This window comes from Streptomyces sp. NPDC002044 (genome assembly GCF_040296725.1).
Lineage (GTDB): Bacteria > Actinomycetota > Actinomycetes > Streptomycetales > Streptomycetaceae > Streptomyces > Streptomyces antarcticus.
Genome location: NZ_JBEOXU010000068.1, coordinates 1 through 22272, shown reverse-complemented (window position 1 = coordinate 22272; position 22272 = coordinate 1). Strand labels below are relative to the sequence as shown.

22 protein-coding genes and 1 pseudogene are annotated in these 22272 nt (G+C 71.7%); 13 read left to right on the top strand and 10 right to left on the bottom strand.

The window, feature by feature from the left end; genetic code table 11:
- The first annotated feature begins 255 nt into the window (after positions 1 to 255).
- Both ssgD and ABT106_RS18425 read left to right on the top strand, forming a co-directional pair.
- Positions 256 to 672: a spore wall synthesis regulator SsgD gene (gene ssgD, locus ABT106_RS18430; RefSeq protein ID WP_351278305.1), complete on the top strand. Its 417-nt coding sequence runs from the start codon at positions 256 to 258 to the stop codon at positions 670 to 672.
- A 238-nt stretch (positions 673 to 910) separates the two neighbouring features.
- On the top strand, positions 911 to 2551 hold the full coding sequence (locus tag ABT106_RS18425) for an ABC-F family ATP-binding cassette domain-containing protein (protein ID WP_351278302.1): 1641 nt from the start codon (positions 911 to 913) through the stop codon (positions 2549 to 2551).
- 63 nt (positions 2552 to 2614) lie between these two features.
- On the opposite strand, the gene ABT106_RS18420 is transcribed toward ABT106_RS18425, so the two are convergent.
- On the bottom strand, positions 2615 to 3088 hold the full coding sequence (locus ABT106_RS18420) for an ATP-binding protein (RefSeq protein WP_351278300.1): 474 nt from the start codon (positions 3086 to 3088) through the stop codon (positions 2615 to 2617).
- A 482-nt stretch (positions 3089 to 3570) separates the two neighbouring features.
- Between ABT106_RS18420 and ABT106_RS18415 the strand changes: the two genes are divergently transcribed.
- From ABT106_RS18415 to ABT106_RS18395, 5 genes are all read left to right on the top strand, one after another.
- Entirely contained in the window at positions 3571 to 4542 is a 972-nt protein-coding gene (locus ABT106_RS18415; RefSeq protein WP_351278297.1) for an acyl-ACP desaturase, read from the top strand.
- A 72-nt stretch (positions 4543 to 4614) separates the two neighbouring features.
- Complete coding sequence (locus ABT106_RS18410) at positions 4615 to 4920, top strand: DUF6317 family protein (protein WP_351278294.1); 306 nt, start codon at positions 4615 to 4617, stop codon at positions 4918 to 4920.
- On the top strand, positions 4913 to 6046 hold the full coding sequence (locus tag ABT106_RS18405) for a hypothetical protein (protein WP_351278291.1): 1134 nt from the start codon (positions 4913 to 4915) through the stop codon (positions 6044 to 6046). Before ABT106_RS18410 ends, ABT106_RS18405 begins: the two co-directional genes overlap by 8 nt.
- Before the next feature lie 56 nt (positions 6047 to 6102).
- The gene (locus ABT106_RS18400; RefSeq protein ID WP_351278289.1) at positions 6103 to 6663 is read left to right on the top strand and encodes a hypothetical protein; all 561 of its coding nucleotides are present in this window, start codon (positions 6103 to 6105) and stop codon (positions 6661 to 6663) included.
- Positions 6664 to 6668: 5 nt separating this feature from the next.
- Complete coding sequence (locus ABT106_RS18395; RefSeq protein WP_351278286.1) at positions 6669 to 7235, top strand: hypothetical protein; 567 nt, start codon at positions 6669 to 6671, stop codon at positions 7233 to 7235.
- On the opposite strand, the gene ABT106_RS18390 is transcribed toward ABT106_RS18395, so the two are convergent.
- Positions 7236 to 7496, bottom strand: coding sequence for a WhiB family transcriptional regulator (locus ABT106_RS18390; RefSeq protein WP_351278283.1), 261 nt, complete (start codon positions 7494 to 7496; stop codon positions 7236 to 7238).
- A 295-nt stretch (positions 7497 to 7791) separates the two neighbouring features.
- The gene (ligD, locus tag ABT106_RS18385; protein ID WP_351278281.1) at positions 7792 to 8811 is read right to left on the bottom strand and encodes a non-homologous end-joining DNA ligase; all 1020 of its coding nucleotides are present in this window, start codon (positions 8809 to 8811) and stop codon (positions 7792 to 7794) included.
- A gap of 75 nt (positions 8812 to 8886) precedes the next feature.
- On the opposite strand from ligD, the gene ABT106_RS18380 reads away from it, so the two are divergent.
- On the top strand, positions 8887 to 9966 hold the full coding sequence (locus ABT106_RS18380) for an ATP-dependent DNA ligase (RefSeq protein WP_351278278.1): 1080 nt from the start codon (positions 8887 to 8889) through the stop codon (positions 9964 to 9966).
- Between the two features lie 138 nt (positions 9967 to 10104).
- Here ABT106_RS18380 and ABT106_RS18375 read toward each other — a convergent pair whose 3' ends face one another.
- Positions 10105 to 11532 carry an NAD(P)/FAD-dependent oxidoreductase gene (locus tag ABT106_RS18375; protein WP_351278275.1) on the bottom strand — a complete coding sequence of 476 codons (1428 nt, stop codon included), beginning with the start codon at positions 11530 to 11532 and terminating at the stop codon, positions 10105 to 10107.
- 93 nt (positions 11533 to 11625) lie between these two features.
- Complete coding sequence (locus ABT106_RS18370; RefSeq protein WP_351278272.1) at positions 11626 to 12723, bottom strand: NAD(P)/FAD-dependent oxidoreductase; 1098 nt, start codon at positions 12721 to 12723, stop codon at positions 11626 to 11628.
- A gap of 65 nt (positions 12724 to 12788) precedes the next feature.
- Here ABT106_RS18370 and ABT106_RS18365 point away from each other — a divergent pair, with 65 nt between their 5' ends.
- Positions 12789 to 13406, top strand: coding sequence for a helix-turn-helix domain-containing protein (locus ABT106_RS18365; RefSeq protein WP_351278269.1), 618 nt, complete (start codon positions 12789 to 12791; stop codon positions 13404 to 13406).
- Positions 13403 to 13957, top strand: a complete 555-nt coding sequence (locus ABT106_RS18360) for an NUDIX domain-containing protein (protein WP_351278267.1) — start codon at positions 13403 to 13405, stop codon at positions 13955 to 13957. The genes ABT106_RS18365 and ABT106_RS18360 overlap by 4 nt, the downstream gene beginning before the upstream one ends.
- 91 nt (positions 13958 to 14048) lie before the next feature.
- Here ABT106_RS18360 and ABT106_RS18355 read toward each other — a convergent pair whose 3' ends face one another.
- The 3 genes from ABT106_RS18355 to ABT106_RS18345 form a co-directional block, all read right to left on the bottom strand.
- Positions 14049 to 16109 carry an MDR family MFS transporter gene (locus ABT106_RS18355; RefSeq protein WP_502979413.1) on the bottom strand — a complete coding sequence of 687 codons (2061 nt, stop codon included), beginning with the start codon at positions 16107 to 16109 and terminating at the stop codon, positions 14049 to 14051.
- Between the two features lie 86 nt (positions 16110 to 16195).
- Positions 16196 to 17551 carry a 6-phospho-beta-glucosidase gene (locus ABT106_RS18350; RefSeq protein WP_351278264.1) on the bottom strand — a complete coding sequence of 452 codons (1356 nt, stop codon included), beginning with the start codon at positions 17549 to 17551 and terminating at the stop codon, positions 16196 to 16198.
- Positions 17552 to 17672: 121 nt separating this feature from the next.
- Positions 17673 to 18542, bottom strand: coding sequence for a helix-turn-helix domain-containing protein (locus ABT106_RS18345; protein WP_351278262.1), 870 nt, complete (start codon positions 18540 to 18542; stop codon positions 17673 to 17675).
- 335 nt (positions 18543 to 18877) lie between these two features.
- Between ABT106_RS18345 and ABT106_RS18340 the strand changes: the two genes are divergently transcribed.
- From ABT106_RS18340 to ABT106_RS18330, 3 genes are all read left to right on the top strand, one after another.
- A complete protein-coding gene (locus tag ABT106_RS18340; protein WP_351278261.1) occupies positions 18878 to 19546 on the top strand; it encodes a helix-turn-helix domain-containing protein in 669 nt (222 codons plus the stop codon).
- Between the two features lie 64 nt (positions 19547 to 19610).
- Positions 19611 to 20168, top strand: a complete 558-nt coding sequence (locus ABT106_RS18335) for a toxin-antitoxin system, toxin component (RefSeq protein WP_351278258.1) — start codon at positions 19611 to 19613, stop codon at positions 20166 to 20168.
- The gene (locus ABT106_RS18330) at positions 20165 to 21355 is read left to right on the top strand and encodes an MAB_1171c family putative transporter (RefSeq protein ID WP_351278256.1); all 1191 of its coding nucleotides are present in this window, start codon (positions 20165 to 20167) and stop codon (positions 21353 to 21355) included. Before ABT106_RS18335 ends, ABT106_RS18330 begins: the two co-directional genes overlap by 4 nt.
- A gap of 21 nt (positions 21356 to 21376) precedes the next feature.
- Here the strand turns inward: ABT106_RS18330 and ABT106_RS18325 are convergent, their stop codons facing one another.
- Positions 21377 to 22153: a bestrophin-like domain gene (locus ABT106_RS18325; protein ID WP_351278254.1), complete on the bottom strand. Its 777-nt coding sequence runs from the start codon at positions 22151 to 22153 to the stop codon at positions 21377 to 21379.
- A gap of 5 nt (positions 22154 to 22158) precedes the next feature.
- Positions 22159 to 22272 (bottom strand): annotated as a pseudogene (locus ABT106_RS18320) (pantoate--beta-alanine ligase); the annotation flags it as partial.

Here is a 22272-nt window from a genome sequence, read left to right as displayed (position 1 = left end):
CGGGCGGCGCTTGGGCCTGTCGAGTGAGCGGTAACCGGCCCTTCTCGGGCCACCGCGCGGCCAGCGGACCGACCGCCCGCCCTTCGGGCGTCTCCGGCCACCTGGTCACTCTGTGCGATCACACAGAAGACTTCCGGCCAATCGGTGACACAGGTCACGTCACCCTCCATGCACGGAATTGCCGATTCCGGCGTCTACCGGGTTGCCGGGTTCCACCCACAGCCCGGCAGCAGATCCGCCGCAAGGGAGTGTGCCTTGATCACTGTCATCGAGCAGGCCGTGCAGGCCCGTCTGGTCGCCACCGCGCCGAAGGTCGAGACCGTGCCCGTCACCCTCTGCTACGACCGGGCGGATCCGTTCGCCGTCCGCATGGCCTTCCCCGCCCCGGCCACGCTGGAGGGCATCGAGATCTCCTGGACCTTCGCCCGCGAGCTGCTGGAAGCCGGGCTGGGCCGCGCCTCGGGCAGCGGAGACGTCCGTGTGCGCCCCTACGACGCCGACCGGACGACGATCGAGTTCCACGCGTCCGAGGGGGTGGCGATCGTGCTGGTGGTGACGGCCGACCTGCTCCACTTCCTCGAACGCGCCTCGACCGTGGTGCCGCCCGGCCTGGAGCACCTCTACCTCGACATGGACCACAGCCTGGCCGAGCTGATGCGGGACACCTGCTGACCGCCGCCGCCGGGAACTCCGGCACGCACGGGCGGCGGCCGGCGGGCCGGCGCCGAATTCGTTTGCGGACGGCCCCGGCCGCCCGTAGTTTCAGAGGCGCCCCATTGCCGCCGAAACGGAGCAGGACATTGCTCGTCTGAGGTTCGAGACACCGACCCGCCCTGGCGTCCGCCGCCATCGACCGTCCGTCGGCTGTCTCCCCGTGTTGCACGCACCACTCACGCAACCTGGAGCCTCCATGAGTCATGCCCCTACCTTCATCACCTGCTCCGACCTCTCCTTCGCCTGGCCCGACGGCACTCCCGTCTTCGACGGGCTGCAACTCGCCGTCGGCCCCGGCCGCACCGGCCTGATCGGGCTCAACGGCTGCGGCAAGTCCACCCTGCTCAAGCTCGCGTCCGGCGAACTGTCGCCCACGGAAGGCCGGTTGACCGTCGCCGGTTCGGTGGGTCACCTGCCGCAGAACGTCACCCTCGATACCGCATTGCGCGTCGACGAGGCACTCGGCATCCACACCGCCCGCACGGCCCTGCACGCCATCGAGGCGGGCGAGACCACGGAGGCCAACTTCACCGCGATCGGCGACGACTGGGACGTCGAGGAACGGGCCGTCGCCACGCTCGACCAGCTCGGACTGGGCCGGATCGGCCTGGACCGTACGGTCGGCGAGCTGTCGGGCGGCGAATGCGTGCTGCTGCGGCTGGCCGCACTGCTGCTCGCCCGGCCCGACGTACTGCTGCTGGACGAGCCCACCAACAACCTGGACCTGCGCGCCCGCGGCCGCCTCTACGCGGCGGTCGAGTCGTGGACCGGGGTGATGGTCCTGGTCAGCCACGACCGGCAGCTGTTGGAGCGGGTCGACCAGATCGCCGACCTGCGAGACGGCCATGTCCGCTGGTACGGAGGGAACTTCACGGACTACGAGGAACTACGCGCCGCCGAGCAGGAGTCGGCCGAGCGCATGGTCCGGGTCGCCGAGGCCGACGTGCAGCGGCAGAAGCGCGAACTGGCCGACGCCCAGGTCAAACTGGCGCGGCGCAAGCGGTACGGCCAGAAGATGAACGACAACAAGCGCGAACCGAAGATCGTCATGGGCGCACGCAAGCGGGCGGCACAGGAGTCGGCCGGCAAGCACCGCATCATGCACTCCGAGAAGCTGGTTCAGGCACAGGAGCGCCTGGACCACGCGGTGGAGGCGGTGCGCGACGACGACGAGATCCGGATCCGGCTGCCGGCGACCCAGGTCCCGCCAGGACGGCGCGTCCTGACCCTGCGCGACCTGCGGCTGGCCCACGGGGCGGCCGTACGGGGCGAGTGGGAGCTGCGCGGTCCGGAGCGGATCGCCCTGGTGGGCCGCAACGGATCGGGCAAGACCACGCTGTTGCGCACGATCGCGGGGCAGCTGGAACCGGTGTCCGGTGAGGCCGTGACCCACGTGACGACGCGGTTCCTGCCGCAGCGGCTGGACGTACTGGACGACGGCCGTTCGGTGGTGGAGAACGTGGCGCGGTTCGCCCCGCGGGCCACGAACAACGTGATCCGGGCGCGACTCGCGCACTTCCTCTTCCGGGGCGCCCGCGCGGAGCGCCCGGCCGGCACCCTGTCGGGCGGTGAACGCTTCCGCGCGGCGCTGGCGGCGCTCCTGCTGGCGGAGCCCGCTCCGCACCTGCTGATGCTGGACGAGCCGACGAACAACCTGGACCTGGGAAGCGTCCGTCAGCTGACGGACGCGCTGGAATCGTACGAGGGCTCCCTCGTGGTGGCGAGCCACGACGTGCCGTTCCTGGAGTCGATCGGGGTCACGCGGTGGCTGCTGCTGGACGGCGAACTGCGCGCGACGACGGCCGAGGAGGTCCGGGAGACGCTGTGGCACGGATAGCCCCCGCGGTGTGAGGCCACAAGCGGAGAGCGGAGAGCGGAGGGCGGAGAAAAGGGGAACGCCTCACCCCTTGGGCTGGCGCGGCAGCAAGGCCCACGATTTGGTGCCGCCCGTGGCGGTCAGGACGGGGGTGAGCCCCCAGTCCCCGCCGCAGGTCTCGACGGTCGCGGCGAGCAGCCACATCCCGCGGTTGCGCCGGCTCCGGCACTCCTCGCGCGCTTCCGGCGAGGAGTGTGCCGGGTGCTGGTCGTAGACGACGACCCGCAACGCGTCGAACTGCCAGCGGACCTTGAGTACCATCTCGGTGTCGGGTGTGAACCGGTGCGCACACGCGACGAGTTCGGATGCCGCGAGGGCCGCGGCGTCACGCAGGTCGGACAGGCCGTGCCGGGTGAGCAGGGGCCGGACCACGGACCGCGCGGTGCCCGCGCAGTACGCGCTGCCGTGCAGGCCCAGCGAGTAGTTCAGCTTCTCCGCCTCGGGCGGTATCTGCAGGATCTCGCGGACCGGTCTCAGGCCACGGAGAGTGCCCGTCATCGTGCTGCTCCAAGTATGGGTGTGCCGACGTATGGGTGTGTCGACGGCGGTGATCGAAGACCGGTGTGGTCCCGGAGTGCTCGCGCAAGACCACGGCGTTGCCCCGTGTGAGACTTGCGCTACCGACCGTAGCCCAACCTGGTTCGCAGTTCTACTACTTGTGCCGCTACTTACTGACTTCTCATGGTATTTCCAGTCAGCCCCGAGCGCGGGAAGGCGGGTGGCGGGGGGATCCCCCCGCCACAGTCGTGATCGGGACTCTCGGGACACCGATTCGCACCATTAAGTGGACGCGGAGCATCACATTCCGGCATGACTTTGGCCCCACAGTGCCCCACATGGGCGCCTTCAAACTGCATAGATAACTGGATGTAACCGGACATACTCAAGCCTGGGGCTTGGCTCGCCTTGATGTCGCGCTTAACCTACGAGTCCGTAAGCTACGGAACCGTAGGTAATTCGCTTTGCACCCAGGAGTACCCGTGACGATCACCTCTCCCCACCTCGGCAGCTCGGAGGCGTGGACGGACGCCAAGCTGCTGTTCGCGCTGGAAGAAGTGGTCGAAAAGGAGCTCAACCGGCATCTGGCGGTCACCAAGGACTGGATGCCCCACGACTACGTTCCGTGGTCCGACGGCCGGAACTTCCCCGCCTTCTTCGAGGATGGCGAGGCGTGGGACCCGAAGCAGTCCAAGGTCACCGACATCGGCAAGATCGCGCTGGTCGTGAACCTGCTGACCGAGGACAACCTCCCCAGTTACCACCACGAGATCGCCTCCCTCTTCGGGCGCAACGGCGCCTGGGGCACCTGGGTGCACCGCTGGACGGCCGAGGAGGGCCGCCACGGCATTGTGATGCGCGACTACCTGCTGGCGTCGCGCGCCGTGGACCCGGACAAGCTGGAAGCGTTCCGGATGCAGCACATGTCGGAGGGCTTCGAGTCCGACAACCGCCACTCGATGCTGCACTCGGTCGCGTACGTGGCCTTCCAGGAGCTCGCGACCCGCATCTCGCACCGCAACACCGGCCACCAGTCCGGTGACCCGGTCTGCGACCGGATGCTGGCCCGCATCGCGCAGGACGAGAACCTGCACATGATCTTCTACCGCAACCTGCTGGGCGCGGCCTTCGAGATCGCCCCGGACCTCACCATGCAGGCCGTACGGGACGTCGTGGTCGGTTTCCGGATGCCCGGACACGGGATGCCCGGCTTCGAGCGGATGGCCGCGCAGATGGCGATCGGCGGGGTCTACAACCTGCGGATCCACCACGACGACGTCCTGAGCCCCGTGATCCGCTTCCTGAAGATCATGGACGTCGACGGCCTGGCCCCCGAGGGCCGCAAGGCCCAGGAGGAACTGGGCCTGTTCATGAACGGTCTGGACTCCGAGGCACGCAAGTTCGACGAGCGCCTGGCCGCCCGCGCGGCGCGCATCGCGGCCCGCAAGGCCTGACCGGTTTCCGCTCGCTCGGCCGAGTGAAGTCGATTGCCCTGGCAGGGCCGCGCTCTGCCAGGGTTTCGCGTCATGACCTCGCTCCAGGTGGACATCGACCAGCTGACCCGCCTGACCCGTGCCCTGGACTCCTCCCTGGTCTCCCTCCGGGAGGCCCGGCGCGCGCTGGACCACGTACGGGCCGACCAGCTGGGGACCGCGGACCTGGACGCGGCCTGCGACGGCTTCCAGGAGAGATGGTCCTACGGCGCCCGTGAGCTGACCCAGCGCGTCAAGGCGGTGCGCGAGGGCGTGGACCGCAGCGCCGCGGAGTACGCGGAGCTGGAGAAGGCGATCCGCGCCGCCTTCCGCGCAGCGGCGGAGGCCCCCCGTGGCTGAGCACACCGCGCTGGGCTTCGACCCGGCGCCGGGGAATCCGGCGGCGGTCCTCGCCCTGGCGAAGAAGCTCTCCTCCTCGGCGGCCTCCCTCGGCGAGGCGTCCCGGATCATGAAGTCGCTCGTCGCCCACAGCTCGGCCTGGCAGGGCGAAGCCGCCACCGCGTTCCGCGCCTCCCTCTCGAAGGACCTCCCCCGCTACCTCGGCTCGGCCCACACGTCCCTCGCGGAGGCCGCCAAGCGGCTCACCTCGTGGCACGACACCCTGGTCGCCCACCGTGCGCTGGCGGCCCGGTACGAGTCCCAGGCCGCCGCCGCGAAGACGGAGCAGTCCCTGACGGACGCCCGCCGCCTGGCCCGGGAACTCGCCGCGGAACACGGCGCGGTGGCCCGCAGGGTCGCCCGGACCCTGGACGCGGCCGCGGACCGGCTGGCGCCGAAGGAACCCGGCGCGATGGCCTCGCTCTGGCGCAAGATCACGGACGACCCGGGCGACGCGCTGTCGAACGCCTCGGCGATCCTGGGCGCGATCGGCGCCGGAGTGGCCCTCTTCTGCCCGCCGGCGGGCCTGGCGGTGATGCTGGTCGCGGGGGGCCTGTCCCTGGCGGCGCTGACGACGCACCTGGCGGATCCGAAGTTCCGCAAGCCGCTGGTCGACGGCGCGACGAAGGGGGAGTTCGACGCGAACTTCTGGAAGAGCGCGGTGACCCTCCTCGGCGACACGGCGGGCTCGGTCCCGGGCGTCGCGGCGGTCGCCGCAGGCGCCAAGGCCGGCACGGCGGCGGCCCGCGCGGCCATGGCGGCCGCCCCGGAAGCCAGCGCCCTGACGGCCCTCTCCCCCGGCACATCGGCATTCCGAAGCACGACGTGGTCGACGGGCCTGACCATCCAGAGCGTCGAGAACCCGCTGATCACATGGGGCGTCCGGACGACAGACCCGGCGGTCCGGAAATCTGTGGGCCTGATCGCACCAGCACTCGGGGCAGTCACAGCAAGCTCCGGCTATGTCTCTGACAGTGAGTCCGTTGAACAGACGGCCACTGCCGTGGACGGTGCCCGCGGCGTACTGGACGACGCGCCTTCAGGAGCTGCGAAAGCAGCCAGTGCTTGGGCGGCGATGAGGCCGTGAAGAGTGACAACACTGTGCCACCGCTCTGGTTCCGACTGCCTCCAGGCTTCTACGACATGAGCCCGAGCGACGGATCCGCTCTCGAGGCAGCAACTGATGCTCTCGATAGCGCGGAAGCACGACGGGACATCGCGCAGCTCATGAGGGGGCTGATCAGCCTCCAGAGTCACGATGTCGCGTATACCTCGATTGGCCTGCACCCTGACGACCTTGCCGGCGTCTCGACCTCATTGTTCTCGCTGGCAGTTAAGCCCGCCCATCACCGAAACCCTCGAGTATCCGTGGCTCAGACAGCCCTGGCCATCGCCCGTTCCACCCTGTGGCGCGATGCGCTGCGCAAGTTCATCGACCTGCCTTCGGATCTACCTTGCTGTCTCGTCGCTGGGCTAATTTCGCTGGACGGGATGGAGAACCATCTATTTCAGGCCAGAGCCGCCACCACGGATCCGAGTGGGCAGCACATTCTGATTCTGGATTTGACCAGCGCGGCAGTCGGCTACGCCGATGCCTACACCAGCATCCTGGAAGCCGTCGCACACACACTCAGCTTCACCAACCCCGACCCCCGCCCTGTGGAATCGACCAGGACCTCACGACTTCTGGAGGTTCTCCTGTGACAGGCATGCTCACCAAGGTCGCGTGGGACCACCGTCCAACAGCCGTCGGCTACAGGCGCCTGGCTTTCCGGCGTGCCGTCTGGCTGGGGAGCCTGGCTTCTGCCTGCATCATTGCGGTGGCAGGCATGCGTCTCGGCCTGGTCGTGTTCGCCCCCCTCCTCGTAGCCGTGGTCGTCCTGCTCGTCCCTTTCCTTCCCGTAGTAGCCATCGCCTACTGGCGGCGCCAACGCATCGCCTCTGTACTCCAGGCATATCCCTGGCGGGAGCTGCCCTGCACGCACGATCCTCGACGCCCGTCGGTCATCCGCATCAGGTTCTCGGCAGACTTTGCTCCGACGTTCCGCATGTTCCCCTTTCCCGTTCAACTCACGGACGGGGAACGCGGCAGCCACGGTCCGATCTGGTTCGCGGGGGATCCCCGGTTCGGCGGGGTCGTGTCGCCCGTCGGGGGGCACTATCCCGTGCGGGTCGTGCCCGACAAGGTGCCCGGGGAGGGGTGGAGCGGCGGGGATGACGGGCTTGCGCTGAGGGTCGGGCTGATGCGGCGCAGCGGGAAGGGTACGCAGACCTGATCAGCCGCGGCGCGGGCGCAGCGTGAGGCGTTCCGACTCCGACAGGCCGCCCCAGACGCCGAAGCGCTCGTCGTTGTCCAGGGCGTATTCCAGGCACGCCGCCCGCCCCTCGCACGCCCCGCACAGCCGCTTCGCGTCGCGCAGCGACGAGCCGGGCTCGGGGAAGAAGAAGCCCGGGCCCGTCTGGGCGCACAGCGCGAGCTCGTACCAGGCGGTGGACGTGTCAGTGGTGGCGGCGGTGGTGGTGGTGTTCATCGACATGCGGAAGATAGTCACCTGCGCGGATGGACGTCTGATCAACGACCGATCAATCCCAGGCCGCAGACTGCCTCCAGTGCCCTCGCCGAGCATGGCATCCCCTACTGACAGCGGCCGCCCCACAGGGTGCAGACCGTGCGGTCGGAAAGACGGCGGAATGGCGGACGGACGCGTGGATCGCGGCAGCCAAGACGCGACGGACCGTGCTCGACCGAACGATGAGCGTCGCCTCCGTGGACGGACTGGAAGGTCTGTCCCTCGGCACGATCGCCGACCACGAGGCCGAGCGGCACGTTGATCAGGGTTCGTGCTTCGCCCGGCTCGGCTGTACGCGCTTCGGCTCCCCCGGCATCTTCGGGTAGTCCGGCGGGTAGGGCATGTCCCCCAGGCCGTGGTCGTGTTCGTCGCGTTCCGCGAGCTCCAGCACGGCGTCCAGGACGAAGGCGTGCTCGTCCATGTCCGCGTGCAGGTCGCCCAGTTCGGCGAAGCGGGCCGGCATCGTCACGATGTCGAAGTCCCGGGGCTCCGCGTCGTCCACCTCGTCCCAGCGCAGGGGCGCCGACACCGGGGCGTGGGGGCGGGGGCGGACGGAGTAGGCGGAGGCGATCGTCCGGTCGCGCGCCGTCTGGTTGTAGTCGACGAAGATCCGCTCGCCCCGCTCCTCCTTCCACCAGGCCGTCGTGACCTTGCCCGGCATCCGGCGCTCCAGCTCACGCCCCAGGGCGATCGCACACCGCCGCACCTCGGTGAAGGTCCAGCGCGGAGCGATCGGCACGAACACGTGCAGGCCACGGCCCCCCGAGGTCTTGGGCCAGCCGCGCAGGCCCAACTCCTCCAGCAGAGCACGTAGTTCATGGGCCGCCGCCACCGCGTGGTGGTAGTCGGTGCCCGGCTGCGGATCCAGGTCGATCCGCAGCTCGTCGGGCCGGTCGGTGTCCTCGCGCCGCACCGGCCAGGGGTGGAAGGTGAGGCAGCCCAGGTTCGCCGCCCACAGCACGGCGGCGGGCTCGGTGGGGCAGATCTCGTCGGCCGAGCGACCGCTCGGGAAGGCGATGTGCGCGGTCGGAATCCAGTCGGGCAGGTTCTTCGGCGCCCGCTTCTGGAAGAAGGACTCGCCCTCCACCCCGTCCGGAAACCGCTCCAGTGTCGTGGGCCGGTCGCGCAGGGCACGCGTGATGCCGTCCGCGACCGCGAGGTAGTACTCGGCCACGTCCCGCTTGGTGAGTCCGCGCTCCGGGAAGTACACCTTGTCCGGACTGGACAGGCGTACCGTCCGTCCGCCCGCGTCCAGCTCGATCGCATTCCCGGCAGCACCCATGAGCGCCACGGTAGGCGGGCCCGGTCGGGTGCGCACACCGGGCGGGCCCGGACGGGCCGACGCACAATCGGAGGCATGGATCTGCCGGTCATGCCGCCCGTGAAGCCGATGCTCGCCAAGTCCGTGGCCAGGATTCCGCCCGGCATGCAGTACGAGGCGAAGTGGGACGGCTTCCGTGCCATCGTCCACCGCGACGGCGACGAGGTCGAGATCGGCAGCCGGACGGGCAAGACGCTGACCCGGTACTTCCCCGAACTGGTGACGGCCCTGAAGGAGAACCTGCCCGCCCGCTGCGTCGTGGACGGCGAGATCGTGATCGTTCAGGGCGGGCGGCTCGACTTCGACCGGCTGACCGAGCGGATCCACCCCGCCGCCTCGCGCGTGAAACTCCTCGCCGAGACGACACCGGCCGCCTTCGTCGCCTTCGATCTGCTCGCCCTCGATGACGAGGCGCTCCTCGACACCCCCCTCACCGAACGCCGCAGCGCGCTCGCCCAGGCCCTCTCCACCTCTCGGCCCCCCGTTCACCTCGCGCCCGCGACCACCGACCCCGCGCTGGCGCGGGAGTGGTTCGAGCGGTTCGAAGGCGCCGGGCTCGACGGGGTGATCGCGAAACCCCTCGATCTCCCCTACCGGCCCGACGCCAGGCTCATGTTCAAGATCAAGCACGAGCGTACGGCCGACGTCGTCCTCGCGGGTTTCCGTTTCCACAAGAGCGGTCCGATTGTCGGATCGCTCCTGCTCGGCCTCCACGACGCCCACGGCGTCCTCCAGCATGTGGGCGTCTGCGCCGCCTTCCCCATGAAGCGCCGCGCCGAGCTGGTCGAGGAGCTCGAACCGCTGCGCATGCCCGACCCCGGGGACCACCCCTGGGCCTCGTGGGCCGAGGAATCCGCCCACGAGAGCGCCCGGTTGCCCGGCGCGCAGAGCCGCTGGACCGGCAAGAAGGACCTGTCGTGGGTGCCGTTGCGCCCCGAGCGGGTGATCGAGGTCAAGTACGACCACATGGAGGGCGACCGCTTCCGGCACACGGCCCAGTTCCGCCGGTGGCGGCCCGACCGGCTGCCGGAGAGCTGTACGTACGGGCAACTGGAGGAGGTCGTCCGCTACGACCTCGCCGAGGTGCTCGGCCCGCCGCCGGCCGCCACCGGGTGACCGCGGACGGACCTGCGACCCCTTCCGGCCCGGTCCCTGCGCACCCCGCCCCCGGCGCACCCGGCATCCGCCCCAACCCGCCACGCCGCATCACGCCCCGCCTCACCCCACCCCGCTTCACCTCTCCCCCGCCCCGCCTCACCCCGACGTGAGCTTCTCCCACTCCGCCCGGTCCGGCCCCACCTCGTTCGGCGCGTAGTCCGGCCGCGCCGCCAGCCACCGCGCCACCCGGGCCCGGATCTCCGGGTTCGCGTACGCGCGCCCCGGCGGGTCGGCCAGGTGGCGGACCCTGGCCCGGGCCCGCATCACCTCCGGGTCCTCCAGGGCGCAGTCGAACAGCGCGGCCACCTCCCGCGCCGTCCCCGTACGCCCGGCCCGGGTGGCGAAGCGCTCCCCGATGGCCGAGTCGGCGACCACCTGGAAGTCGAACCACGGCTTCAGCGTGCGGACCGCCCAGTCGTGGTGCTCGGCGGCGAACCGCTCCGATCCCGGATCCCTGTGCGCCGTACGGGCCACCCTGCGCGCGGCCCACAGGGCGAGCGAGGTGCCCTGCCCGAGGGTCGGGTTGGTGTGCGCGATGGCGTCCCCGACCGGCACCAGTCCGCTGGCCACGGGGCCCAGCTCGTCGACGAGCGCGCTCCACCGGTTGTCCAGGCTCGCGGTGGCCAGGACCTCCGACAGGGGTTCGGCGCCCAGCTCCAGCCAGGCCCCGCCCGGCGGGAAGGCGCGGGCGGCGGCCTCGAACACGGCGGGATCGCGCAGGGCCGAGCGGGTGGCGTCGGCGGTGTGCACGAACAGCGTCACGGCGAAGACCCCGTTGTCCGCGGGGAAGACCGCGCATCCGGCGAAGGAGCCGCCCGTCACCGCCCAGGGCCGGCGCGGCCCCTCCGGCATCCCCTCGGGCAGCCGGTACCAGCGGCAGAAATACGCGAGCCCCGTGCGGTGCCGTTCCACCACCGGCGGCCGGCAGCCCGCCGCGGCGAGCCGGCCTTCGGTGCCGCCGCGCCGGCCGCCCGCGTCCACGACGAGGTCCCCCGCGTAGCTCCCGGCCTCGGTGGTCACACCCGTCACGCGAACGCAGGCACCCGGGCCCGGGCCCCGACCCGTACCCCGCTCCGCCGCCCGGGAGGCCGTCGACAGCCCGGTGACGGGCTCCCCGTACCGCACGACGACCCCCGGTTCGGCGCGCAGCGAGGTGCTCAGCGCGCTTTCCAGGACGATGCGCCGGGCCTGGAGCATGACGATGTCCTCGTCGCCCGGGCGCGCGGGCGGACGCTCGTCGAACCAGTCCAGTTCGTGGCGTTCGCGGGCCCCGAGGCGAAGCATCTCCTCGTACACGTCGGGCAGGTCGTCCCGCAGGACGTTGCGCGCGGCGCCGAGCAGTGCGTGCGGCTGGCCCGCCTGGGGGACGGTCGGCCGCCGCCAGCCGAAGAAGTCACGGTCGAGGGCGGTGCCGGGGGCGCGGGTGTCACGTTCGAAGAGTTCGACGTCGTGTCCCTGCCGCGCGGCGAGCAGGGCCGTGGCCAGACCGCCGACCCCTCCGCCGATGACCAGCACATGTGCCACTGCGCCCCCTCGAGTCGATGAACCGTACGACGATCACACCGCCCAAAGCCTGCACGCACGACACCGGGCCGAAACCCGCACGATTGTCCGACATCAGTTCGTACGTCCGACCACGCCACGCCGCCGCGGCTGCCGGTCTTGCGCCGCCCGCCGGAACTCCACCAGCGCCCGCCGCGTCCGTGCCTCGATCAGGTCGGTGTTGATGGCCACCGCGGCCCGCACGCCCTGGGCGGCCGCGCCCGCGAGCTTCTCCAGCGGAGCCGCCACGTTGCCCGCGACCCAGACTCCCGCGAGCGCGGTGGCCCCGGTGACCGGATCGGAACCGACACTGGTTCCGATCACCCGGCCGTCCCGCGCCACGGGGTCCGCGAACAGCCCCAGACTGGTCAGAACGCCGGACCGGGCGGCGAAGACCGGCGCCACCACCAGGGCCCGGCACGCGGCGGAGCCCCCGTCGGCCAGCGTCACCCCCGTCAGCCGGTCGTCGTCGACGACGAGGCCGGTCACCTCGCCCTCGACGACCTCGACACCCCGGGCGGCCAGCAGCTCCCGGTCCTCGGCGGTCGGCGGCCAGGTGTGCGCGAGCAGGGTGACCCGCTCGCTCCACTGCCGCCACAGCACCGCCTGGCGCACCGCCGACGGACCGTCCGCCAGCACCGCGAGCGGCCGGTCCCGGACCTCCCAGCCGTGGCAGTACGGGCAGTGCAGCACGTCCCGCCCCCAGCGCGCCCCGAGTCCCGGCAGCGCCGGAAGCTCGTCCGCCAGGCCGGTGGCGACCAGCAGCCGCCCGGCACGGACCGTGGAGCCGTCCCCGCAGCGGACCAGGAAGTCCCCGTCGGGCAGCCGGTCGGCGGCGACGGCCGTGCCCTCCCGGATCCGGCCGCCGTAGCCGGCCACCTCCGCCCGGCCCCGGGCGAGCAGTTCGGCGGGGCTCGCGCCGTCGTGACCGAGGTAGCCGTGCAGGTGCGCGGCGGGCCCGTTGCGGGGGCTGCCCGAGTCGATGACCAGTACCGAACGCCGCGCGCGGACCAGGGTGAGCGCCCCGGCGAGCCCGGCGGCGCCGCCGCCCACGACGACGACTTCGTACCGCTCGGCGTGATCGGCATGACCGGTGTGGTCGGCGTGATGGGGCTGCTCCGGCTGCTCGGTGCCGGTGCCCCGGCCCGTCGGCTCGACGTGTTCTTCGTCCATACCGTGAGCGTGCGCCGACGCGCGCCCGCTTGACAAATGATGTTGCCGATACGGCAAATGGAGCCATGGCCACCGAAGAGCAGGACCAGGAACTCGCGGGCGTGCTCAGCGCCGTGGGGCCCCGGCTGCGCGCCCTGCGCCATCAGCGCGGCACCACGCTGGCCCAGCTCAGCGAGACCACCGGGATCTCCCTCTCCACGCTCTCCCGGCTGGAGTCCGGCGGACGACGGCCCACCCTGGAACTGCTGCTCCCGCTCGCGCGGGCGCACCGCGTGGCGCTCGACGAGTTGGTCGGCGCCCCGGAGACGGGCGATCCCCGCGTCCGCCCCCGGCCGTTCGTCCGGCACGGGACCACCTACGTGCCGCTGACCCGCAACCTCGGCGGGCTGCACGCCTTCAAGCAGATCCTCCCGGCCACCGAGGGCCCGCCGCCGGAGCCCGAGTTCGGTGTGCACGAGGGGTACGAGTGGCTGTACGTGCTCTCCGGGCGCCTGCGGCTGCTGCTGGGCGAGCACGACCTCGTCCTCGGCCCCGGCGAGGCCGCCGAGTTCGACACCCGCACCCCGCACGCCTTCGTCAACGCGGGTCAGCGGCCCGCCGAGTTCCTCAGCCTCTTCGGTCCGCAGGGCGAGCGGATGCACGTCCGGGCCAGGCCCGCCACCCCGACGGAAGGACGCCCATGAGCACCCCCGACGAGCACCCCGAGCACCCTGAGCAACCCGAGCGCCCCCAGAGCCCCGGCCCCGCCCCCTCCCCGCTCCGTCAGCGTGCCGCCCCGCGGCCCAACGCCGTCGTCGGCGTGGGCCTGGTCGTGGTCGGCGAGGACGGCCGGGTGCTGCTCGGCCAGGCGCACGACGGACGCTGGGAGCTGCCGGGCGGCAAGGTCGACCCCGGGGAGGGCTTCGAGCGGGCGGCCGCCCGGGAGCTCGCCGAGGAGACGGACCTGCGCGTGGCCCCCGAAGGGGTGCGCGTGCTCGCGGTCCGGATCGACGAAGCGTCCGGCACGACCCGGCTGACGGCCGCAGCCGTGACCACCACCGCCCGGGGCGTCCCTGCCGTGACCGAGCCCGACAAGATCGTCCGCTGGCGGTGGTTCGCCCCCGACGAGATCCCCACGGCTCTCTACGCCCCCTCGGCCGCCGTCCTGCGCACCTGGCGGCCGGAGCTGACGGCGCTGCCGCGCGTGCCCGCGTACGACTACCCGCTCCGGCAGCGGACCCCGGACACGGCCTGACCTCCGGGGCCCCGAGGTTCCGCAACCCCGGGGCCCACGGCTCCGGAACAAGCAATCCCAGGGCTCCGGGGCTCCGGAACCCCCGCCCCCGCTACCCCCGCAGCGCCGCCCGCGGCGCGAAGTTCCCGTCGCCCAGGTCCTCCGCCAGCAGCCGCTTGGCGATCGCGTCCGCCGCGACCCGCAGCTCCGCGCTCCGCGGCCGGCCCCGGTCCTTCTCCAGCTGGTCGCCGAGCCAGCCGGCCCACGCCGCGGAGATGACGTCGGCCTCCCGCCGGCCGGCCGGGGTGAGCGTGAAGAAGGTTCCCTCGCGGCTGAGGAAGCCCTCCTCCGTCATCCGGTCGAAGACCGGGAGCAGGACCTCCGGCGGCAGTGACCTGCGTCCCGCCATCAGGCCGATGCTGGCGTACCCGACCGTGCGGGTCATCAGGTCGACCTGCATGACCACCCACGCGCCCGCCATGTCGAGCCGGGTGTCGGAGGCGTGGACGATTCCGCGCGCCGTGTCCGGCCCCATGGTCCGTACGAGCTTGCCGACCGCCAGTTCCAGCAGCTTGGCGGAGTCACCGGAGGCCGTGGCCGGCGAGCCGAAGCCGTCGCCCATGTCGGTGGATCCGGCCCGGGCGCTGTCGCGCAGGTGCACCTGCTTGAGGAAGAGCGCGACGACGAATCCGACCGCCGCCACCGGCACCGTCCACAGGAACACCGTCTGGAGGGCCTCCGTGTACGCGCCGATGACCGGGGCGGCGGCCGCCGGGTCGAGCCCGTGCACGCCTTCGGGGCTCTGTGCGGCGGCGCCGAGCCGCGCCGGATCGGTCCCGGTGGCACGGGCCGCCTCCGCCACGGCCTCCTCCAGCGCGGGTTCCAGGGTGTTGGCGTAGATCGTGCCGAAGACGGCGGTCCCGAAGGCACTGCCGAGGGTGCGGAAGAAGGTGACGCCCGAGGTGGCGGTGCCGAGGTCGGCGTAGTCGACGGTGTTCTGCACGGCGATCGTGAGGACCTGCATGGACAGCCCGATCCCGACGCCGAGGACGAACATGTACGTCGATTCCAGCCAGACGCCGGTCTGCGGGCCCATCCGGGACAGCAGGTAGAGGCCGACGCCCATGACGAGGCTGCCGACGATCGGGAAGATCCGGTACCGGCCGGTCTTGCTCACGACGTTGCCGCTGAAGACGGAGGCGATCAGCAGGCCGATGACCAGCGGCAGGGTCCGTACGCCGGAGACGGTGGCCGAGTCGCCGTCCACGTACTGGAGGTACGTCGGGAGGAAGGTCATCGCGCCCAGCATCGCGAAGCCGACGACGAAGCTGAGCACGGAGCAGACCGAGAAGACGGGGTTGCGGAACAGCCGCATGGGCAGCATCGGTTCGGCCGCGCGGGTCTCCACCAGGCAGAACAGGGCGAGGGCGAGGACGCCGCCCGCGAACAGCCCGATGATGACGGGCGAGCCCCACGCGTACTCGTTGCCGCCCCAGCTGGTGCCCAGGATCAGGGCGCTGGCGCCGGTCGCGACGAGCGCGATGCCCAGGTAGTCGATCACCGGGCGTCCGGCCGCGCGCACGGACGGGATGGTCTTGGCCGCCGCGACCACCACGAGGATCGCGATCGGGACGTTGACGTAGAAGCACCAGCGCCAGCTGAGGTGGTCGGTGAAGAGTCCGCCGAGCAGCGGTCCGATCACGGTCGCGACGCCGAAGACGGCTCCGATGGCGCCCTGGTACTTGCCGCGTTCGCGCAGCGGGACCACGTCGGCGATGAGTGCCATCGAGGTGACCATCAGCCCGCCGGCGCCGATGCCCTGCACGCCCCGCCACAGGATGAGCAGGGTCATGTTGCTCGCGAGCCCGCACAGGAACGAGCCGGTGATGAAGATGACCGCGGAGACCTGGAAGATCAGTTTCCGGCCGAAGAGGTCGCCGAACTTGCCGACCAGCACCGTCGCGACGGTCTCCGCGAGGAGGTAGGCGGTCACCACCCACGACATGTGGGCCGCGCCGCCGAGGTCCGCCACGATCGTGGGCAGGGCGGTGCCGACGATGGTCTGGTCGAGGGCCGCCAGCAGCACGCCGAGCATGATCGTGCCGAAGATGACGTTGCGACGCCTCCGGTCCAGCACGGGTGGCGCCGCGGCCGCGGCGGGGGCAGTGGTCACCCTCGCACTCTCACAGCGCCCCCGGCGCCCCGCATGCGGCAAGCCGCCGTACGGGTGAGGCCGCGCCCCTCCCCCGCGGGCGGGCGTCAGCGCAGGTGGGCCAGGGCCGGATGGACCGCCGCGTACCCGTCCACGAGCCGCCTGGCCACCCCGACCGAGTCCACCAGGGGATGCAGGGCGAACGCCTTCACCGCCGCCGCCCGCGAACCGCCCGCCGCGGCCTCCAGGACCTCCCGTTCGACGGCCTTGACCGCCGTCACCAGGCCGACCGCGTGGAGCGGCAGCGGGGTGACGCCGACCGGGTGGGCGCCGTTCGCGTCGACCAGGCAGGGCACCTCGATGACGGCCTCGGCGTCCAGGACGGAGAGCGTGGTGCCGTTGCGGACGTTGAGGATGAGCGTGGCGCGCTCGTCGCGGGCGATGGCCCGCATCAGGGCGAGGGCGACCTTCTCGTAGCCGCCGGACTCCAGGTCGCTGTCGTCGCGCTCGCCGACGCCGGCCGCCTCGCGGTTCTCGGCCATGTACGTGGCCTCGCGCTCGGCCCTGGTACGGTCCCAGGCGGCGAGCGCGGCTCCGGCGCTCTGCCCGGTCCGGCCGGCCTCGGCGTAGAAGCCGCGCTGCTGGTCCCGCAGGAAGGCGCCGCGGGTCTGCTTGGCCTCCTGGTAGGCCCGTACGGTGTCACGGTTGAAGTAGTAGTAGTGCAGGTACTCGTTGGGGACGGCGCCCAGCGAGCGCAGCCACTCGGCGCCGAAGAGCCGGCCCTCCTCGAAGGATTCCAGGGCTTCGGTGTCGGCCAGCAGGCGCGGCAGTTCGTCGCGTCCGGCGACGCGCAGCCCGCGCACCCAGCCGAGGTGGTTGAGCCCGACGTAGTCGATCCAGGTCTCCTGCGGGCGGGCTCCGAGCAGCCGGGCGAGGCGCCGGCCGAGGCCCACGGGCGAGTCGCAGATGCCGATCACCCGCTCGCCCAGCTCCTCCGCCATGGCCTCGGTGACCAGCCCGGCCGGGTTGGTGAAGTTGATGACCCACGCCTCCGGGGCGACGCGGGCGATCCTGCGCGCGATCTCCCGGGCCACCGGCACGGTCCGCAGGCCGTACGCGATCCCGCCCGCGCCCACCGTCTCCTGGCCCAGCACTCCTTCGGCCAGGGCGACCCGCTCGTCCGCGGCGCGTCCCTCCAGGCCGCCGACGCGGATGGCCGAGAACACGAAGCCGGCGCCGCGCAGGGCCTCGTCGAGGTCGCGCGTCGCCGTGACGGCGGGGGCGTCCGGCACTCCGGCGGCCGCGGCCTGGCCGGCGAGGACACGGGTCATGGCGGCGAGCCGCCCGGGGTCGTCGTCGTAGAGCGTCACGTGGGAGACCCGGCCCTCGGCGTGGTCGCCGAGCAGGGCGCCGTAGACGAGCGGTACCCGGAACCCGCCTCCTCCGAGGATCGTCAGCCGCACGTCCGAACCGTCCTTCACCCGTAGCCGTACCGCGCGCCGGCCGTGGAGCGGCCGGTGCCACGATCCGTGGCATCCCCGCCGCGCGGACGCGCCGCGGGGACACCAGTCTGCCCGGGGCCGGCTACTCCCCGAGCGACGGCACGGCGCGCAGTCGCACGCCCGGCGGCCGCGCGAGCCCGCCGCCCAGGGCCGGACCGGCCGGGGCGCCCTGCGGGGCGGACAGGATCAGGGTGATCCGGGTCAGCCCCATCGCGTCGAGCATCCGGCTGGTTTCGGCCACCATCCGGCAGCGGACGAGTCCCCGGCGGGGGTCGGGATGGCGCACGCTGCGCACCGCCCCGTCCGGTTCGGCGGCGTCCGCTCCGTGCGTGCTCAGCCAGTGCGGCACGCCGTACCGGTAGGCGGCCTCCATGAACGGGTCACGGGCCACCTCCTGGCGGATGCTGCGCAGCCCCTCGTCCTCCGGGGCCGCGGCCAGCGCGGTCGCGAACCGGGCCAGCAGCGGAACGCACCAGGCCGGTTCGTGGTCCTCCAGCACTCCGGCGGCGTCCGGGTGGAACAGCACGAAGCGCAGGAAGTTGTCGTCCGGCAGGGCCGTCGGGTGCGGCCGTACGGACTGGAACAGCTGGTCGAAGGCAGAGTTGGTGAGCGCGACGTCCCAGCGGTGGTCCACCAGGAAGCTGGGGTAGGGCACGGACTCCATGAGTGCGGCGTAATCGCACAGGTAGTCGCGCTGCGCCGGATCCTCCGGCAGCCTGTTCTCCTCCGCGGCGCGCCACGTGGGCGGCGGGTCGCGGTCGACCATCACGCGGAAGAGCCAGAAGCACTGCCGCTCGCTCATCTCCAACGCCTCTGCCAGGGCCAGCAGTTTGCGGTCCGTCCACTCTTTGACCAGTCCGCGTTCCCAGTTCCCGTACGCGCGGACGCTGATGCGCAGCCGCGCGGCGAGATCCTCCTGGCTCAGGCCCAGTTCCTCGCGTCGCTGGCGCAATATCTCCTTGCGTCGCTCTGACCGCACGGCGCCGCGTGCGGACTCCTCGCCCGCCAGGCGCTCCTCACCGGCTCGGGCGAGGCCATCGGACGGGCCCACCGCTGCGAGATGTAGCACCGAGAGCTCCCCCTCCTCACGGTCTGGATCTTCATTTCCGTGTGGCGATCCTGCTACCGAATTCATTCGAGTGTCAACTATCGTGGCAATTCCAGCCTCACGACAGCTCATTCCCGCCACAGCTGTGGCACGTTCTAGCCCTTCGGGGCCCGAACGGATAGATTCCAGATGCCGACCATGTGCCCGAACCGACCTCGCGCGATCTAGGAGAACCACTGGTGACAGACGGCTTCCCGGCTCCCGTCGCGGTGGCCCACGCACCCCTGGCCGCCACCGTCACACGCGTTGCCGAACTCGCGAGCAAGATGGGCCGCGACCCGAACCAGGTCTTCGACCTGCGCCGGCTCTCCGAAGCCTCCGGCGTACCCGCGGACGTGGTCCGCACCCTGCTCGACGGCAGGCCCGCCGGCGAACCCGACCTCCAGACCCGCTTCCTCCAGCGCCTGGACCTGCTCCGGCGCACCCGGGTCAAGCCCAACGGCCGCCGCTACACGCAGCAGGAGATCGCGGACGGCGCGGGCATGTCCCGGCAGCAGGCCGGAGCCCTGATCAACGGGGACCGCCGCCCCACCATGGAGCACTGCGACGCGATCCAGCGCTTCTTCGGGGTGCACGCCGGATTCCTCACCGCGCACGACGCGGACGCCCTCACCGACGCGCTCCAGCGCACCGAACAGCAACTGCTCCAGGACTTCGCGGGGCGCGCGCGGGAAACCGCACCCGCCACGGCCGCTTCGGCGGGCGATCCGCTGGCAAGACTCCTCCAGAACCACGGCGTACGGGGCATCGCCTGGCGCGCCGCCCAACTGCCCAGCGACAAGCACCGGGACAAAGTGACCGAATGGCTGGACATGCTCCTCGAAAGCGTCAAACCGAATGAATCGTGACCCAGTCGAAAGTCTGGGTCTGATCCTTGAGTCCTGATCCGGATCCGCGCCGACGGGGAGAACGGTGAGCATAGGCAGAGAGCAGCGGCGGCTGTGCGGGGAACTGGTGACCGGCATCCGGCTCGCCGCCCCCGTGGAACCCGTGGACCTCTACGCCGCCCTCTGCGAGGGCATGAGCAGACACCGCGGCCGCCGGGTGGACTTCCGGATGGCCTCGTTCCCGCCGGGGACGGCCAGCGGTCTGTGGCTCGACATGGCGGACCGCGATCTCGTGGTCATCGAGGAACGCACCGCACCCGACCACCAACTGGTGATCCTGGGCCACGAGCTGTGGCACATGAAAGCCGGCCATTGCAGCCACCACGTCGACGGCGCCGCCGTCGCCGCCCGGCTCCTGTCCGACGAGGCGGACATCGGCGAAACCATTCGCCGCGTCGCGGCGCGCACGCGCGCCGATGTCCAGGAGGAGACCGAGGCGGAGACCTTCGGCTTGCTGCTGGGCAGCAGGTGCCGGACCTGGCTGGCCGGTTCGACCGGCCACCGGGCCCCGGCGCAGCGTGATCAGCTGGCGGGCCGCATCGAGGCCTCGCTCGGATACCGGGGGCACAGGAACGACCGTTGAACGGCGAGGACTACTACATACCGGCAGCCGCGATGGCCATCGCACTCGCCTTCAAACTGCCGGCCCTGCGGCACAACTGGCGCGATCCGCTGCTGCGTTCGGTCTGCGCCCTGCTCACCCTCGCCGGCGCGGTCTTCACGTTCGCCGCGCCGCCCACCATCGCGGCGGTCAACCGCTGGACCGGGATCAGCAACGTCTCGGCCCCTCTCGTCTACTGTCTGATCACCGCCTTCAGCGCCTCGTGCCTGGTCCTGGTCGTCAACTGGCGCGGCGGCCCGCCCGAGCGGACCCGGCGGGTGTCGCGGCGCTGGATCATCGGCTACAGCATCGTCGTCGTGGCCCTGATCGTGCTGTTCGCCCTGGGGGACGCCCCGGTCGAGCGGCTGAGGGACTTCGACACGTACTACGCCAATACCCCGTACATGCGGCAGATGATCGGGCTCTACCTGCTGGCGCACCACGTCGCCGCGGTCGTGATGGTGGCGATGTGCTGGCGCTGGTCGCTCCAGGTGCGCGGCTGGCTGCGCATCGGCCTGGTGATCATCGTGTCCGGCTACGTCTTCAACCTCACCTATGACGCCACGAAGATGTCGGCCGTCGTGGCCCGCTGGCTCGGCCACGACCTCGACGACCTGAGCACCTACGTCGCCCCGCCGCTCGCCGCGCTGGGCGCGCTGATCAGCGCGCTGGGCTTCGTGGTCCCGCTGGTCTGCCAGCGGATGTCCGACAACTGGCAGACCTGGACGACGTACCGCAGGCTCGGCGCGCTCTGGCAGGAGGTACAGATCTCCGCGCCGGACGGCACCCCCTCCGTCCGGATGTCCTGGTGGGCGGCGGCCGAACTGCGCGTCATCCAGCGCGAGTCGGACATCCACGACGGATTCCTGAACCTGGGACCGTACTTCGACCGCGGCCTGCGCGACGGCGCCTACGAGAGCGCCGCCGCGGACGGTGCCGACGAGGACACCGCCCGCGCGGTCGCCGACGCGGTCATGGTCACCGCGGCCGTCCGGGCCCGCTCCGGCGACCCCGAGGGCAACGTCGTCACCGGGGCCGGTGAGGAAATGGCCCCCGACACCTCCGACGGACCGCGCGACCTGCTGCGGATCTCCCACGCGCTGCGGCACTCGTCGGCGGTGCAGGCGGTACGGCAGCGGACGGCGCTGCCGGCCGGCGGGCGCGGCTGACCGGGTTCGGCCGGCGGCGCTTCAGCGGGCGGCGGCCACCGACAGCGTCGGGAACAGCTCCTGGAAGGGCCCGGCGGAGTCGATGCCGTCCCGCCCGTACGGAGCGTCGAAGCTCCACACCATGAACAGCAGGAACACGATCAGCGCGCTGAACAGCCCGGCCAGCAGCAGTTCCCGCCCGGAGCGCCGGATCTGCAGGGTGAAGATCAGCCCCACCGTGACCACGCCGCCGACCAGCAGCCCGAACCACACCACACCCGGCAGCGTGGACTCGTCGCTCTGCGTCCGCGAGTGCCGGGCGTCGTCGGCGGCGGCGATGTGGTCCAGCAGCGGCTGGTATGCCTGTGCCTGGAGCTCGGTGGCCGGGCTCTGGTGGGTCACGTCGCTGCGCAGCTTGCCGAGCAGCCGGGCGCCCTCGCCGGACGCGCCCTCGCCGGAGGTGAGCAGCGGCCAGTCCACCGCGACGGTGTGGGAGACGTACGCGTCCACCTCGCCGCGGATCCGGTCGCGTACGGGCGCCGGATAGACGTCGGCGCGCTGGGTCACCTCGTACAGCGACTGGGCCTCGCGGCGCACGCTGTCCTCGGCGGCGCCGCGCGCCTCCCAGACGCCCGCGATGGCGAGACCCAGCACGATCGCGTAGACCACGCCCACCATCATCGTCATGTACTCGATGACGTCGGGGGTTTCGCTGGTGTCCTCGTCATCGGCGGCCCGGCGGTGCCGGATCGCGGTGATGGCGAGGACGACGGCGCAGACGAGCGCCATGGCGATGGCCAGGACCAGCCATTCGGACACGTGGAATCTCCCGTTGGGAATCGGTGCAGCGGGTTGACGAAGACGGTGACGACGACCTGGCCGTCCGGCCCGGCCTGCTCCCGGGCGGTGCGGATCAGGGTGGCGTGCCCCTCGTGCAG